Source organism: Pseudomonas sp. NFACC56-3, from assembly GCF_900100025.1.
GTDB classification, from domain to species: domain Bacteria; phylum Pseudomonadota; class Gammaproteobacteria; order Pseudomonadales; family Pseudomonadaceae; genus Aquipseudomonas; species Aquipseudomonas fluorescens_AA.
The window spans coordinates 89,230-103,428 of the sequence record NZ_FMTK01000010.1; the positions used below are offsets into that span (position 1 = coordinate 89,230).

At 61.0% G+C, this 14,199-nt stretch carries 13 protein-coding genes; 5 read left to right on the top strand and 8 right to left on the bottom strand.

Annotated features, from left to right (window positions below; translation table 11 throughout):
- Positions 1-10 precede the first annotated feature (10 nt).
- On the top strand, positions 11-736 hold the full coding sequence (locus tag BLO80_RS15485) for a 4'-phosphopantetheinyl transferase family protein (protein ID WP_218189374.1): 726 nt from the start codon (positions 11-13) through the stop codon (positions 734-736).
- 114 nt (positions 737-850) lie between these two features.
- Here BLO80_RS15485 and BLO80_RS15490 read toward each other — a convergent pair whose 3' ends face one another.
- A complete protein-coding gene (locus BLO80_RS15490; protein ID WP_092330504.1) occupies positions 851-2,461 on the bottom strand; it encodes an ATP-binding protein in 1,611 nt (536 codons plus the stop codon).
- A complete protein-coding gene (locus BLO80_RS15495; protein ID WP_092330507.1) occupies positions 2,458-3,180 on the bottom strand; it encodes a response regulator in 723 nt (240 codons plus the stop codon). The genes BLO80_RS15490 and BLO80_RS15495 overlap by 4 nt, the downstream gene beginning before the upstream one ends.
- A gap of 855 nt (positions 3,181-4,035) precedes the next feature.
- Between BLO80_RS15495 and BLO80_RS15500 the strand changes: the two genes are divergently transcribed.
- Positions 4,036-6,927, top strand: a complete 2,892-nt coding sequence (locus BLO80_RS15500; protein ID WP_060741041.1) for a ribonucleoside-diphosphate reductase subunit alpha — start codon at positions 4,036-4,038, stop codon at positions 6,925-6,927.
- A gap of 268 nt (positions 6,928-7,195) precedes the next feature.
- Here BLO80_RS15500 and flgE read toward each other — a convergent pair whose 3' ends face one another.
- From flgE to BLO80_RS15530, 6 genes are all read right to left on the bottom strand, one after another.
- Positions 7,196-8,494 carry a flagellar hook protein FlgE gene (flgE, locus tag BLO80_RS15505; protein WP_092330509.1) on the bottom strand — a complete coding sequence of 433 codons (1,299 nt, stop codon included), beginning with the start codon at positions 8,492-8,494 and terminating at the stop codon, positions 7,196-7,198.
- A 28-nt stretch (positions 8,495-8,522) separates the two neighbouring features.
- A complete protein-coding gene (gene flgD / locus BLO80_RS15510; RefSeq protein WP_092330512.1) occupies positions 8,523-9,245 on the bottom strand; it encodes a flagellar hook assembly protein FlgD in 723 nt (240 codons plus the stop codon).
- Between the two features lie 15 nt (positions 9,246-9,260).
- On the bottom strand, positions 9,261-9,704 hold the full coding sequence (gene flgC, locus BLO80_RS15515; RefSeq protein ID WP_060741038.1) for a flagellar basal body rod protein FlgC: 444 nt from the start codon (positions 9,702-9,704) through the stop codon (positions 9,261-9,263).
- A 3-nt stretch (positions 9,705-9,707) separates the two neighbouring features.
- Positions 9,708-10,115, bottom strand: a complete 408-nt coding sequence (gene flgB / locus BLO80_RS15520; RefSeq protein ID WP_092330514.1) for a flagellar basal body rod protein FlgB — start codon at positions 10,113-10,115, stop codon at positions 9,708-9,710.
- Positions 10,116-10,462: 347 nt separating this feature from the next.
- Entirely contained in the window at positions 10,463-11,290 is an 828-nt protein-coding gene (gene cheR, locus BLO80_RS15525) for a protein-glutamate O-methyltransferase CheR (protein ID WP_063324730.1), read from the bottom strand.
- Between the two features lie 58 nt (positions 11,291-11,348).
- Entirely contained in the window at positions 11,349-12,275 is a 927-nt protein-coding gene (locus tag BLO80_RS15530; RefSeq protein WP_060741036.1) for a chemotaxis protein CheV, read from the bottom strand.
- A gap of 78 nt (positions 12,276-12,353) precedes the next feature.
- On the opposite strand from BLO80_RS15530, the gene flgA reads away from it, so the two are divergent.
- From flgA to BLO80_RS15545, 3 genes are all read left to right on the top strand, one after another.
- Positions 12,354-13,118: a flagellar basal body P-ring formation chaperone FlgA gene (gene flgA, locus BLO80_RS15535; protein ID WP_092330517.1), complete on the top strand. Its 765-nt coding sequence runs from the start codon at positions 12,354-12,356 to the stop codon at positions 13,116-13,118.
- 172 nt (positions 13,119-13,290) lie between these two features.
- The gene (gene flgM, locus BLO80_RS15540) at positions 13,291-13,608 is read left to right on the top strand and encodes a flagellar biosynthesis anti-sigma factor FlgM (RefSeq protein ID WP_092330519.1); all 318 of its coding nucleotides are present in this window, start codon (positions 13,291-13,293) and stop codon (positions 13,606-13,608) included.
- Between the two features lie 47 nt (positions 13,609-13,655).
- Positions 13,656-14,123: a flagella synthesis protein FlgN gene (locus tag BLO80_RS15545; RefSeq protein WP_092169919.1), complete on the top strand. Its 468-nt coding sequence runs from the start codon at positions 13,656-13,658 to the stop codon at positions 14,121-14,123.
- The last annotated feature ends 76 nt before the right edge of the window (positions 14,124-14,199 follow it).

A 14,199-nucleotide genomic window follows, 5' to 3' on the forward strand; every position in this document is an offset into this window, starting at 1 on the left:
AATGCCCGGCATGAAGACACTCCCCCCGCTGCCCGCCTGTTGCTCGCCTCTGGATGAACACTGGCTATTGCCCGACGCGCTGCCCGATACGGTGCTGCTGAGCACCCGCTTCGACCCGTTGCTGCTGACGGGCACCGACTTTCCCGACAGCGCCATCGAACCACCGGCGAGCATCCAGCGCTCGGTGGCCAAGCGTCAGGCAGAATTCCTGGCCGGACGGATCTGCGCCCGGGCGGCGTTGCAGCGGCTCGACGGCCAGGCCTGCGTGCCGGCCATCGGCGAAGACCGCGCCCCGGTGTGGCCAGCTCATATCAGCGGCTCGATCACCCACAGCACGGGCCTGGCAGCGGCCATCGTCGCGAAAAAAGACCACTGGCAAGGCTTGGGCATGGACGTGGAAAACCTGCTCGACCCCGAGCGCGCCGAACGCCTGGCCGGTGAAATCCTCACCTCGCCAGAGTTGCAGCGCATGACCCGGCTCACACGCGATGACCAGGCCTTGCTGGTGACCCTGACCTTTTCAGTGAAGGAAAGCTTGTTCAAGGCGCTGTACCCCATCGTCAGGCAGCGTTTTTATTTCGAGCATGCCGAAGTGCTGGACTGGACACACGACGGGCAGGTGCGGCTGCGCTTGCTGACGGACCTGTCGACCCAATGGCGCCATGGCAGTGAACTGCAGGCGCAATTTGGGGTGAAGGATGGGCAGTTGTTGAGCCTGGTGGGGGTCAGGGCCTGAGATTTTTGGTGTCTGGGAGGGCCTCATCGCGAGCAAGCTCGCTCCCACAGGTTGACGTATGCCCATGTGGGAGCGAGCTTGCTCGCGATGAGGCCGGCACAGGCACCACCTCTCTCAAGACCTGTCCTGATGCCTCGGCCAACTCAAGCTGAAGCAGGCCCCACCCAGGCTCTTGCTCTTGCCGATCAACGCCCGACCGTCATGCCAGTGGATGATCCGCCGCACGATCGACAGCCCCAGCCCATGACCGCCCGACGCGCGGGCGCGGCTGTCGTCCAAGCGCAGGAAGGGTTTGAAAATCCGCTCCCACGCCGCTTCCGGCACACCGGGCCCGTCATCTTCCACGTCCACCCGACAGCGCAACTGGCCCACCTGGTAGCTGACCGTGACCTTGGAATGGGCGTGGCGCATGGCATTGCCCACCAGATTCTGCAAGGCCCGATGCAGAAAGCGTGGCTCGGCCTCGACCCAGGCGCCGTCGCAATCGGCGGCCGACAGGCATAGACCGCGCTCGACCGTGATCCCGGCCCGCAACGGCCCCAGCTCATCGATCACCTGATTAACCAGCGCATCCAGATCCACCCGCTGAAAATTCAACGCCGGCGAACCCTGTTCCAGCCGCGCGTAGGTGAGCATTTCGTCCACCAACCGATCCAGGTCTTCGATGTCGTGGTCCATGCCCGCCAGGTATTTGTTCCGGGCCTGGGGTGTGGTGGCGCTGCCGAGCATTTCCAGGCCAAACCGCAGGCGCGCCACCGGGGTGCGCAATTCGTGGGACACCGCCCGCACCAGCTCGCGCTGGATCGCCAACAGTTGTTGCAAGTGTTCGGCCATGCCATTGAACGCCGCCGCCAATCGCCCGACCGAGTCGGCACCGCGGGCCGGCACCCGGGTTTCCAGGCTGCCCTGGGCGATCTGGGTGGCGGCCGACTCCAGACCGCGCAAGCGCCGCTCCAGCTGACGCACCAACAGGTAGACGATCAACCCGATCAGGCTCAACCCCAGCGCCGCGATCAGCACCAGCCATTGCGGCGGATAAGGGTTCATCTGGTACAGCGGGCCGATCTCCAGGACCCACGGGGTGCCGACCATGCCGGCGAAGACCCGGATGGAATCGCCGCCCTTGCCCAGCGCCATCACCGTATCGCCCTCGGACACACGACGGCGCTGATCTTCGTCCATGTCGGCCTGCTCGGCGGTCATGAGTCGCAGGTCGAAACCAAACCCTTTTTCCTGCTCCAGTTGCGCCAGCCGCTTGGGCTGCTCGGCCACGGGGTAACGCACCAGTTCGTCGGCCAACAGGTAAATGGTCGCGCGGGCCAATTGCTCGCTGATCTGCTGGACTTCCCCGACCAACATCAATTGCTCGGTTTCATTGACCAGCCGATAGACTTTTGCCGCATGGGGCCCGATCTGCTCGACTAACGCCTGGCCGCGCAGTACACGGGTACGCTGGCCGAGATCCAGATCGGTCTGGGAGAAGGTCTGCAATACCAGAGGAATGCCCAGCAGGCGCTCCCACACCAGCAGCGCCCGGTGGCGCTCGGTGTCGTTCATGGGCCGCAGGTTGTCGGCCATCAACGAAAACGTACCGTGGGCCAGGCGCTCGCGGTATTGCTCGCCGCGAGTCTGGTTGAGCAGGTGCAGGGCCAGCACGCCAAGGAACGCCACCAGCACCAGCGCCGCGCACATGCCGCCATAAATACGCAGGAAGATCGAATTCACGGCGCCAAGTCTGCGCAAGCTTCGGGAACGAACAGGTAGCCTTTGCTGCGGATGGTCTTGATCAGCCGTGGATGGTCCGGGTCGTCGCCGATCTTGGGCCGGATGCGCGAAATACGCACGTCGATGGAGCGGTCCTGGCCGTCATAGCCGATGCCGCGCAGGGCGGTGAAGATTTCTTCCCGGGACAGGATGCGCCCGGCATTGGACACCAGCAGCCACAGCAGGTCGAATTCGGCGCTGGTCAGCTCGATACCGTTGCCCTGCAACCAGGCTTCGCGCAGGGCGTCGTCGACCACCAGCGGGCCGAATTGCAGGCGTCGCTGCTTGTGCGCCACGCTCGGTTCCGGCTCGCTGCGTCGCAGCAGGGCCTGGATCCGCGCCAATAGCAAGCGCGGGCGAACCGGCTTGCAGACGTAATCATCGGCGCCCAGGTCCAGGCCCTGGATCTGATCGGTGTCGTCGGTGCGGGCGGTGAGCATCAGGATCGGCCCGTCATAGTGCTCGCGCACCTTGCGGCAGATGCTCAGGCCGTCTTCGCCGGGCAGCATCAGGTCGAGGACCACCAAGTCCGGCTGCTCGGCAATGATCCGCGCCGCCGCCACCGCACCGTCGCCTTCGATGGCGACACGCAACCCGTTGCTTTCGAGGTATTCCCGGGTCAGCTCGGCCAGACGCTGGTCATCCTCGACGATCAATACCTGCCAGGCTTCTTGTTCCACTGGGGCCTCGTCTTGCTGTGAACATAAAAGGAAGGATCAGCACTCACCTGTGGCGAGGGAGCTTGCTCCCGCTGGGCTGCGAAGCGGCCCCGCTTTTGCGATTGCTGCGCAATCGAGCGGGAGCAAGCTCCCTCGCCACAACAGTGCTCGCTCCAGAGATTCGAATACAGCCCCCTCTTTTTGTCATATCAAAAGAGGATAAACATGCCAGTACACCGGCCGATTGTATAAACGTCGCCCCTCTAGAAAACAAGCGGACAAATGCGTTTCGGTCGGGTGGTTTTTATGTGGTAAGGTCCGCGCCCGCAAAAAACCTTCAGGCTGTTTTCGGATCGTCGAAACCGGTGAAAAAAGGTCCACTCCAGCTAGTTCGCGGCCTACAGAGCAGTTCCACGTTTCGCACACAAATTACGCACAGGCTTATCCACAGGTAGTACGTTGCATACCCCCCGAAAACGCATTATCTTGTAGCCCGCCGCGTAAAAAACCCTACATGTAGGGTTTCAGGCCAAAAACCAAACACAAGTCGGGCAGAGAATTCAAGCGCTTTTCTTGCTTCTGTCCAACTGAAACATCGTATTTCCCCAAGCCCAGACCGCCCCTGCGGATGGCAGCTGTTTCCAGGTCGAAAACGACCGAAACGGTACGGGTGTTGCAGTCAATTACTGCCACCCCGGCAATCCGGTTTCGAGCCTCGCTCGCAACCTGAGAACTTCGGATGGAAGCGGCATTAAACGCCTGCTTCCTACTGTCCCGAAGTTGTTATGCCCGGCGCCAGTCGGTTGTAGTGCTTCAGGACGGAACGGTGGGCACCGTGATGGTGCCCAAACAAACATAAAGAACGTGGAGACACCCATGCACACCGACACAACTCGCGAGAACCCGCAGGGCACCGCGCCGCTGGCCGCCGATTCGAGCCCGGATCTGTCCGCCACCGCGCCGGGCCAACTGCGTGTGATCAAGCGTAACGGCACTGTCGTTCCTTACACCGATGACAAGATCACCGTCGCCATCACCAAAGCGTTTCTCGCAGTTGAAGGCGGCACCGCTGCCGCTTCGTCGCGAATCCATGACACCGTGGCCCGCCTGACCGAACAGGTCACCGCGACCTTCAAGCGTCGCATGCCTTCGGGCGGCACCATCCACATCGAAGAAATCCAGGACCAGGTCGAACTGGCCCTGATGCGTGCCGGCGAGCAGAAAGTGGCCCGCGACTACGTGATCTACCGTGACTCCCGCGCCAAGGAGCGTGCCACCCGCTCCCCGGCCGACGCACCGGTCCAGGCCCACCCTTCGATCCGCATCGCACGCGCCGACGGCAGCCTGGCGCCGCTGGACATGGGTCGCCTGAACACCATCGTCACCGAGGCCTGCGAAGGCCTGGAAGAAGTCGATGGCGACCTGATCCAGCGCGAAACCCTGAAGAACCTCTATGACGGCGTCGCCCTCAAGGACGTCAATACCGCGCTGGTGATGACCGCCCGGACCCTGGTGGAACGCGAGCCGAACTACTCCTTCGTGACCGCCCGCCTGCTGATGGACACCCTGCGTGCCGAAGGCCTGAGCTTCCTGGAAGTCGCCGAGAGCGCGACCCACCACGAAATGGTCGACCTGTACGCCAAGGCGTTGCCCGCTTATGTCGCCAAGGGTATCGAGTTCGAATTGCTGAACCCGGTCCTGGCCGAATTCGACCTGGAAAAACTCGGCAAGGCGATCAACCACGAGCGTGACCAGCAGTTCACCTACCTGGGCCTGCAAACCCTGTACGACCGTTACTTCATCCACAAGGACGGTATCCGTTTCGAACTGCCGCAGATCTTCTTCATGCGTGTGGCCATGGGCCTGGCCATCGAAGAGAAGCAGCGCGAAGACCGTGCGATCGAGTTCTACAACCTGTTGTCGTCCTTCGACTACATGGCGTCGACCCCGACCCTGTTCAACGCCGGCACCCTGCGTCCACAGCTGTCGAGCTGCTACCTGACCACCGTTCCGGACGACCTGTCGGGCATCTACGGCGCCATCCACGACAACGCCATGCTGTCGAAATTCGCCGGTGGCCTGGGCAACGACTGGACCCCGGTTCGCGCATTGGGCTCGTACATCAAGGGCACCAACGGCAAATCCCAGGGCGTCGTGCCGTTCCTCAAAGTGGTCAACGACACCGCCGTTGCGGTCAACCAGGGCGGCAAGCGCAAGGGCGCGGTCTGTGCCTACCTGGAAACCTGGCACATGGACATCGAAGAGTTCATCGAGCTGCGCAAGAACACCGGTGATGACCGTCGTCGTACCCACGACATGAACACCGCCAACTGGATCCCCGACCTGTTCATGAAGCGTGTCTTCGACGACGGCAAGTGGACCCTGTTCTCGCCATCCGAAGTGCCGGACCTGCACGACCTGACCGGCAAGGCCTTCGAAGAGCGCTACGAGTACTACGAAGCCCTGACCGAGTACAACAAGATCAAGCTGTTCAAAGTCGTCCAGGCCAAAGACCTGTGGCGCAAGATGCTCTCGATGCTGTTCGAAACCGGCCACCCATGGCTGACCTTCAAGGACCCGTGCAACCTGCGCAGCCCGCAGCAGCACGTGGGCGTGGTCCACAGCTCGAACCTGTGCACCGAGATCACCCTGAACACCAACAAGGACGAGATCGCGGTCTGCAACCTGGGCTCGATCAACCTGCCGAACCACATCGTCGACGGCAAGCTGGACACCGCCAAGCTGCAACGCACCGTGAACACCGCCGTGCGCATGCTCGACAACGTGATCGACATCAACTACTACTCGGTGCCGCAAGCGAAGAACTCCAACTTCAAGCACCGTCCGGTCGGCCTGGGCATCATGGGCTTCCAGGACGCGCTGTACCTGCAGCACATCCCGTACGGTTCCGATGCCGCGGTCGAGTTCGCCGACAAGTCCATGGAAGCGGTCAGCTACTACGCGATCCAGGCTTCCTGCGACCTGGCCGACGAGCGTGGCGCCTACGAGACGTTCCAGGGTTCGCTGTGGTCCCAGGGCATCCTGCCGCTGGACTCGCAACAGATCCTGATCGCCCAGCGCGGCCAGAAGTACATCGACGTCGACCTGAACGAATCCCTGGACTGGGCACCGGTTCGCGCCCGTGTGCAGAAAGGTATCCGTAACTCCAACATCATGGCCATCGCACCGACCGCCACCATCGCCAACATAACCGGCGTGTCGCAGTCGATCGAACCGACCTACCAGAACCTGTATGTGAAATCGAACCTGTCGGGCGAATTCACCGTGATCAACCCGTACCTGGTTCGCGACCTCAAGGCTCGCGGCCTGTGGGACTCGGTCATGATCAACGACCTGAAGTACTACGACGGTTCGGTACAGCAGATCGAACGCATCCCGCAAGAGCTCAAAGCGCTCTATGCCACGGCGTTCGAAGTGGACACCAAGTGGATCGTCGACGCCGCCAGCCGTCGCCAGAAGTGGATCGACCAGGCTCAGTCGCTGAACCTGTACATCGCCGGCGCTTCGGGCAAGAAGCTGGACGTGACCTACCGCATGGCTTGGTACCGTGGCCTGAAAACCACTTACTACCTCCGTGCCCTGGCTGCCACCAGCACCGAGAAGTCGACCATCAACACCGGCAAGCTGAATGCGGTTTCCAGCGGCGGCAACCACGGTGACGATTCGGTCCTGGCGGCTCCAGCAGGTCCGGCGCCAGTGCCAAAGGCCTGCGCGATCGACGAACCGGATTGCGAAGCTTGCCAATAAGCTGAGCGTCTGGGCGCGTAAAGGCGCCTGCTGAAAGAAGCCCCCGATAGGCCGCTGGTTTATCGGGGGTTTTCTTTTGTGTGGAGAAAAGTGCCTGGCCTGGCCCCATCGCGAGCAAGCTCGCTCCCACCTTTGAGCTGCGTGTACAGGCCCCTGTGGGAGCGAGCTTGCTCGCGATGAGGCCGGACCTGGCACGACAAAACCTGCGCCCACAAAAAAGCCCCTCTTGCGAGGGGCTCCTTGTACAGCCTTCAAGCAACCCTCGACATCAGGTCATCTGGATGATGGTCTGCATGATGGTGCTCTGGGTGGAGATGGTCTTGGCGTTCGCCTGGTAGTTGCTCTGGGCCTTGATCAGCTCGACCAGTTCGTTGGTCAGGTTGACGTTGGACTCTTCCAGGGAGTTGGAGACGATCGAACCCAGGGTGCCAGTGGTTGGAGCGTCGTAGCCCGGGATGCCCGAGGCGAAGGTTTCCTTCCAACTGGTGCCGCCTACTGGCTGCAGGCCCTGCTCGTTGGTGAAGCTGGCGAGGGCGAGCTGGCCGATCGGCTTGGTCTGGTTGTTGCTGAAGTTGGCCAACAGTACACCGCTGCCGTCGATGGTCAGGTTGGTGATCTGGCCCGTGGCGTAACCGTTCTGGGTCGGGATCGACCGTGCGGTGTCGGAATTGAACTGGGTGGTGTTGCCCATGGAGATCGTGATGCTCGGCGCGCTGGCGGCACCGTTGGCGGTCCATACGCCGTTGGTCACGGTGCCCGGAACCCAACCGGTCAGTACCAGATCACTATTGACCGTCGCTGGCGGAGTGGTGACCGTGGTCAGCTTGCCGCTCGAATCGAAGTTCATGGTCGAAGGGATCGGCGCAGTCGCACCGGTCGTCGTCGGCAAGCTGCCATCCAGGTTGCGACCGTCAATCAGCGTATAGACATTCCAGGTGTTACCGGAAGTCTTGACCATGTACTGGTCCATGGAATGCTGGTTGCCCTGGGTGTCGTAGACCGGGGTGGTGAACTGCTTGGTGAACGTAGCGGTGTCGTTCGGATTGAACGCCGCAGTGATCGGCGTGGCCGTCGAGTTCAGGTTGATCGTCGAGGACACCAGGCTGGTGGCAGTCGGCGGCAGGTTGGAGGTGTCGATACGCAGGTCGGTCAGGATACCGTTCTGGATCTTGCCGTTGGCGTCCACACCGTAGCCCTGAAGGCGCGAAGTACCGTCAGTGTTGGTGATGAAACCCTCCTTGTCGGTCTTGAACGTACCGGCACGGGTGTAGCTCAGGGAGCCGTCGTTGCTCAGGACAAAGAAGCCCTGGCCCTGGATGCCCATGTCCAGCACGTTGCCGGTATTGTTCACGTCACCCTGGCCGAACTGTTGGGAAACGTTGGCCAGGCGCACACCGTTGCCGACGGTCTTGCTGCCCGAGCCCAGCCTGGTGGCCGAGTAGACGTCTTCGAATTCCGCGCGGGACGATTTGAAACCGGTGGTCGCCACGTTGGCGATGTTGTTGCCGGTCACGTCCAGCTGTTTGTTGGCTGCATAGAGACCGCTAAGGCCGATGTTAAAAGACATGTTGACTCCTTTTGCCGGTTAGTCGGCTCTACATACCAATGGTTTGTACTTTGGACAGGGCAATGCTGCCCAGCCCGGCCAGGTTGAGCATCAGCTCGCCGCCTGTCTGGCTGATGGTCACGCTGCTGACCGTGGCCGGCAGGTTGGTGATCAGCGAGGTGGCCTTGCCGTCGATGGTGGTCGAAGCCGCGAACGTGTAGGTGCCCGACTCGACCGTCGTGCCCGCGTCGTTCTTGCCGTCCCAGATAAAGGCGGAGTTGCCGGCGTTCTGGCTGCCCAGGTCGATGGTACGAACGGTCTTGCCGTCCTTGTCCACGATCTTGACCGCGACAGAGGACACCGAGGTTGGCACCACCACTGTACCGTTGAGGCTCTTGGAGGTATCGACTACAGCCTTGTCACCCGGGGCAATGACTGAGCGGCCCACCAGCGACGAGGCCTGCAAGGCCTGGGACGAGTTGTAGTTGCCGGCGATGCCGCTCACCGTCTCGTTGAGGGTGGTGATGCCTTCCAGGCTGCTGAACTGCGCCAACTGGGCAACGAATTCGCCGTTGTCCTGGGGCTCCAACGGGTTCTGGTTCTTCAGTTGGGTAACGAGCAGTTGCAGGAACGCATCCTTGCCCAGTTCCTTCTTGCCGGTCGCCGCACCTGTCATTGCCCCGAGGGTATCGGAGGTGTTGTTGGTCTTGACCGAGGAGTTGGCCAGAATCTCGTTGAGGCTCAAACCGCTTGTAGTGTTGGTAACGCTCATGTGACTCGCCCCTTATCACTGACCGAGGGTCAGGACCTTCTGCATCATGGCTTTGGCGGTGTTCATCATTTCGGCGTTGGTCTGGAACGAACGACTGGCGGAAATCATGTCGGCCATTTCTTCGACGACGTTGACGTTCGGGTAGTAGACATAACCCTTGGCGTCCGCGGCCGGATGGTTTGGCTCATAACGTGCTTCGAGGTTGCTCTGGTCCTCGACCACGCCAAGCACCTGCACGCCCTGCCCGGCCGCTTCCTGGTCCTGGAACAGCGAGTCGCTGCCGCCGGACTGGCCGCCCTGGAACATGGTGGCGAACACCGGGTGGCGGGCGCGGTAGGTCTGGTCGATGCTCGACGAAACGGTCTCGGCGTTGGCGATGTTACTGGCGACGGTGTTCAGGCGAGTGGTCTGGGCACTCATGGCACTGCCGGCAATGTTGAATACGCTAGCAATCGACATGGCTTACTCTCCGCGCAGGGCCGATATCAGCCCTTTGAACTTACTGTTGAGCAGGGTGAAGCTGGCCTGGAAGTTCACGGAGTTTTCCGCGTAGTTGGACTGTTCCAGTTGAGCGTCCACGGTGTTCTGGTCGATCGACGGTTGCATCGGCGTGCGATACATCAGCGACTCGTCGCCATTGCCCAGGCCTTCGGCTTCGATATGACGGCTGTTGGTCATGTTCAAGGCGAAGTGGCCGTTCTTGGTCTTATCGTTCTGCTCGGCGAGCACCTTGGAAAAGTCCAGGTCCCGCGCCTTGTAGTTCGGGGTGTCGGCGTTGGCGATGTTGTTGGCCAGGACTTCGGCGCGCTGGGCGCGGAAGCTCAGGGCCTGTTCGTGGATACCGAGCGCTTTATCGAAGCTGATGCTCATGTCGGAAACCTTTGGGTGACCAGAATGTACGTACGACGGCTAAAGCAAGCGCCGTGCCATTTCAAAAAACCCCATAAACCGGGGCTTTGCGGGCACCGGCAAAGCGGCAATGCCAGAAAAGCGGCAACGGGTTTCCGCTTACCTGCCGCTTTTCTGCCGCTTTCATCAGGCGACGCGAGTCAAAAATGTGGGAGCGAGCTTGCTCGCGATGGCGGTCTGTCAGCGACATGGATTTTGGATGTGCCACCGCTATCGCGAGCAAGCTCGCTCCCACAGGGGATGGTGCCGGCGGCAGGCAAAAAAAAGGGAGCCCCTTGGGACTCCCGTTTTTTGACAACACCCGCCAATCACTTCGCCTGGTAGATGATCCCCGGGCTGCACTGGACCATCTGGTAATGATCCGGCAAACCGTTCAGCGCTTCGGAGGCGCCAAGGAACAGGTAGCCGCCTGGCTTGAGCGTGCCGTGGATGCGCAGCAGGATGTCTTTCTTCACTTCGGCGGAGAAGTAGATCAGCACGTTGCGGCAAAACACGATGTCGAACTTGCCCAGGCTGGCGTAGCTGTCCAGCAGGTTGAACGAGCGAAACTCCACCCGGCTCTTGATCGGTGCCTTGACCACCCACTTGCCCGGCCCTTTCGGGTCGAAGTAGCGTTGCAGCCGGTCCGGCGACAAACCACGGCCGATGGCCAGGCTGTCGTACTCGCCGGTCTTGCAGTTATTGAGCATGGTCCCGGACAGGTCGGTGGCGACGATCTGCACGCCGCCTTTCAACTGGCCCAGGTTGGAGCGCTCGAACTCATCGATGGACATCGACAGCGAATAGGGTTCCTGCCCCGACGAGCAGGCCGCCGACCAGATCCGCAGGCGCTGGCCCGGGCTGGCCTTGATGGCGGCCGGCAGCACTTTGTTCTTCAGCACTTCGAACGGATAGGTGTCCCGAAACCACAGGGTTTCGTTGGTGGTCATGGCGTCCACCACCATCTCGCGCAAGCCGCTGCGCGGTTGGGTCTGGATACGCTGCACCAGCTCGCCCAATGACTTGAGGCCCTGTTGCTCCATCAATTTATTGAGACGGCTCGACACCAGGTATTGCTTGTTTTCACCAAGCAAGATGCCACAGGCTTTTTCCAGGAAGACCCGGAACTGTTCGAAATCCAAATTACCCGTAGACAAGATACCGCCTCTTTCATCGTGTTGACTTGCCGGGCGCACAACGCGCCCGACCTTTGCTTTATTCTGCTGCCTTGATCCGATCGACGACCCGGGACGCCAGGTCATCGGGACGGAATTTCGCCAGGAAATCGTCGGCACCGACCTTCTTGACCATCGCCTGGTTGAAAACCCCGGACAACGAAGTATGCAAGATGATGTGCAGCTTTTGCATGCGCGGATCGCTGCGGATTTCCGACGTCAGGGTGTACCCGTCCATCTCCGGCATCTCGATGTCGGAGATCATCATCAGGAACTCCTCTTCGGGCTTCTTGCCCTCGTCGACCAGCGCACGCAGGTAATCCAGCGCCTGCCGCCCATCGTTCAACGCCACCACTTCCACACCGACCGTTTGCAGGCAACGGGTCACCTGCTTACGTGCCACCGACGAATCGTCGACAGTCAGCACCCGCAGCGAAATCGCCTTGTGCTGGGTCTCGGCGTCCACCACACCCGCGGAAATCGCCTCCGGCGTGGGGGCCACTTCGGCGAGGATCTTCTCCACGTCGATGATTTCCACCAACTGGTTGTCGACCCGGGTCACAGCCGTCAGGTAGTGATCGCGGCCGGTGCCCTTGGGCGGCGGATGGATCTCCTCCCAGTTCATGTTGACGATGCGCTCCACCGAGCGCACCAGGAACCCCTGGGTCTTGGTGTTGTACTCGGTGATGATCACGAACGGATTGCTCTGGTCCAGCAACCGACCGGAACCGGTCGCCATCGCCAGGTCGAGAATCGGGATGGTCGCACCCCGGATATTGGCCACACCGCACACGACGGGGCTGGACTTGGGCATCAGGGTCAGCTTGGGGCATTGCAGCACCTCGCGGACCTTGAATACGTTGATCCCATACATTTGTTGGCCGTCGAGACGGAACAACAACAGCTCCAGGCGATTCTGACCGACCAGCTGAGTGCGCTGGTTCACCGAATCCATTACTCCCGCCATGCCCTGACTCCTACCTAACGCTAATGTGTCCGACGCGCATTCATCACTAAACGGCACGGGGCTTGCTATTGAACCGGCATGAACGCACAAACGACATTTTCTCGACGCCTGACCACTCACTGCCGCCACTGGCTCGGTGCACTGCTGGCTGCCTGCCTGTTCGCTTCGAGCGGTCCTGCCCTTGCGGCGGCTCCGGTTACCTTGCCTGATCTCCTTATCGGCGTCACTCAGGGCTTTCTTGAATTCACCGTAGAAGACTACCTGGCAACCAGTCAAACCGAAGGCCGTTACGAGATCGAAGTCAATCAGCTCGACCCGCGCTTGCGCATGCCCATGTGTGACAACGAATTGACTGCTTCGCTGGAGAGCCCGGCCCGCCCCCTGGGCCGTGTCACGGTGAAGGTTCGTTGCGACAGCGCCGCGCCCTGGACGGTGTTCGTGCCCGCTCAAGTGCGCCTGTTCCGGGAAATCGTCACCACCACGCGTCCGCTCAAGCGGGCCGGGATCGTCGAGCCCCAGGACGTGATGTTGCGCGAACGGGACATCAGCCAGATCACCCAAGGCTTCCTGACCTCTGTCGATCAGGCCATCGGGCAGAAGCTTGTCCGACCAATGGTCGCCGATCAGGTCGTGACGCTGGTGCACTTGGAACAGGCCGAGGTGGTCCGCAAGGGCGACCAGGTGGTCATCACCGCCCGCAGCGGCTCACTGGCCGTGCGGATGCCCGGCGAGGCCCTGTCCAACGGCGGCATGCGTGAACAGATACGGGTAAAAAACCTTAATTCCCAGCGCGTCATCAAGGCGCAAGTGATGGCTCCAGGCCAAGTGGAAGTGGCGATGTAATGACCCGGTAGAGGAGGTAGAAAGCTGGCGCTTGATCCCGGTGTTCCCTAGACTGTGCCTTACGCAAAGGCAAGCGCAGACGTGCGCACGTTCATTGAATAAATGAGCCTAAAGTTTTTTTGGGAATGGCCGAAAACATGGCAAGCGTCCAAATACCCAGAGGTTTTTTACCATGGTCATCGATTTCAATCGTTTAAACAGCTCTTCACCGCTGACAGGCACTACGCGTACCGGCGCCACCAAGGAAACCGTCGAAACCGACAAATCCGCGCCGGTGTCCACGCCAGCCGAAAAGGTCGGCAACGGGGAGTCGGTACACCTCAGCAATGAGGCTCAGCAGTTGCAGAAGCTCACTGACAAGCTGCGCGATCAACCTGTCGTCGACAACGCCCGCGTGGCTGAGTTGAAAGCAGCCATCGCCGATGGCAGCTACAAAGTCGACAGCAACCGCGTAGCCAGCAAACTGCTCAACTTCGAAGCCCAGCGCTAGGCCGCCGCCTGCGCCAGGCTTTTGGACGCTAAGACCCAAGGCCAGCCATGCACGACACTCATTTATTGCAACTGATCATCGACGACTTCGTTCCAGCGCAACAACTGCTGGAGCTATTGCAGGCCGAATCCGTGGCACTGCACGGTCGTGACATGCCTTTGCTGGAAACTATCCTGGCGCAGAAACAGGCACTGATCATCTTGCTCGACCAGCATGGCCGCAAGCGCAGCGAGATCCTCGCCAGCCTGAACCTGCCCGCCAGTCATGACGGCCTTGAGCAGTTGGCTGCCCAGTCGACCCTCGGCGATCAACTGCGGTCCCAGAGCAAAGTGCTCAACGACCTGCTCGCCCAATGCCAGGCAACCAACGCCCGCAACGGCCAGTCGATCCTGATGCAGCAGGCCGCCACCGCCAACCAGTTGCGCATTCTCAACGGTGGCGAGATCCCGACGCTGTATGACGCCAGCGGTTCGACGGCCAGAATGGTCAAGCACCGCCCGCTCAGCCAGGCATGAAACGAACAATGCCTTCGCTCTATCAACGCGCGATACATGCTGGCAAAATGCCGGCCATTCGTAGTCGTATTTTGCC

Bases quoted from the DNA above. Each gene is read 5' to 3' on its own strand.
- BLO80_RS15485 (WP_218189374.1), top strand. From the start codon at position 11: ATGAAGACACTCCCCCCGCTGCCCGCCTGTTGCTCGCCTCTGGATGAA.
- BLO80_RS15500 (WP_060741041.1), top strand. From the start codon at position 4,036: ATGCACACCGACACAACTCGCGAGAACCCGCAGGGCACCGCGCCGCTG.
- flgE (WP_092330509.1), bottom strand. From the start codon at position 8,494: ATGTCTTTTAACATCGGCCTTAGCGGTCTCTATGCAGCCAACAAACAG.
- flgD (WP_092330512.1), bottom strand. From the start codon at position 9,245: ATGAGCGTTACCAACACTACAAGCGGTTTGAGCCTCAACGAGATTCTG.
- flgC (WP_060741038.1), bottom strand. From the start codon at position 9,704: ATGTCGATTGCTAGCGTATTCAACATTGCCGGCAGTGCCATGAGTGCC.
- flgB (WP_092330514.1), bottom strand. From the start codon at position 10,115: ATGAGCATCAGCTTCGATAAAGCGCTCGGTATCCACGAACAGGCCCTG.
- BLO80_RS15530 (WP_060741036.1), bottom strand. From the start codon at position 12,275: ATGGCGGGAGTAATGGATTCGGTGAACCAGCGCACTCAGCTGGTCGGT.
- flgA (WP_092330517.1), top strand. From the start codon at position 12,354: ATGAACGCACAAACGACATTTTCTCGACGCCTGACCACTCACTGCCGC.
- flgM (WP_092330519.1), top strand. From the start codon at position 13,291: ATGGTCATCGATTTCAATCGTTTAAACAGCTCTTCACCGCTGACAGGC.
- BLO80_RS15545 (WP_092169919.1), top strand. From the start codon at position 13,656: ATGCACGACACTCATTTATTGCAACTGATCATCGACGACTTCGTTCCA.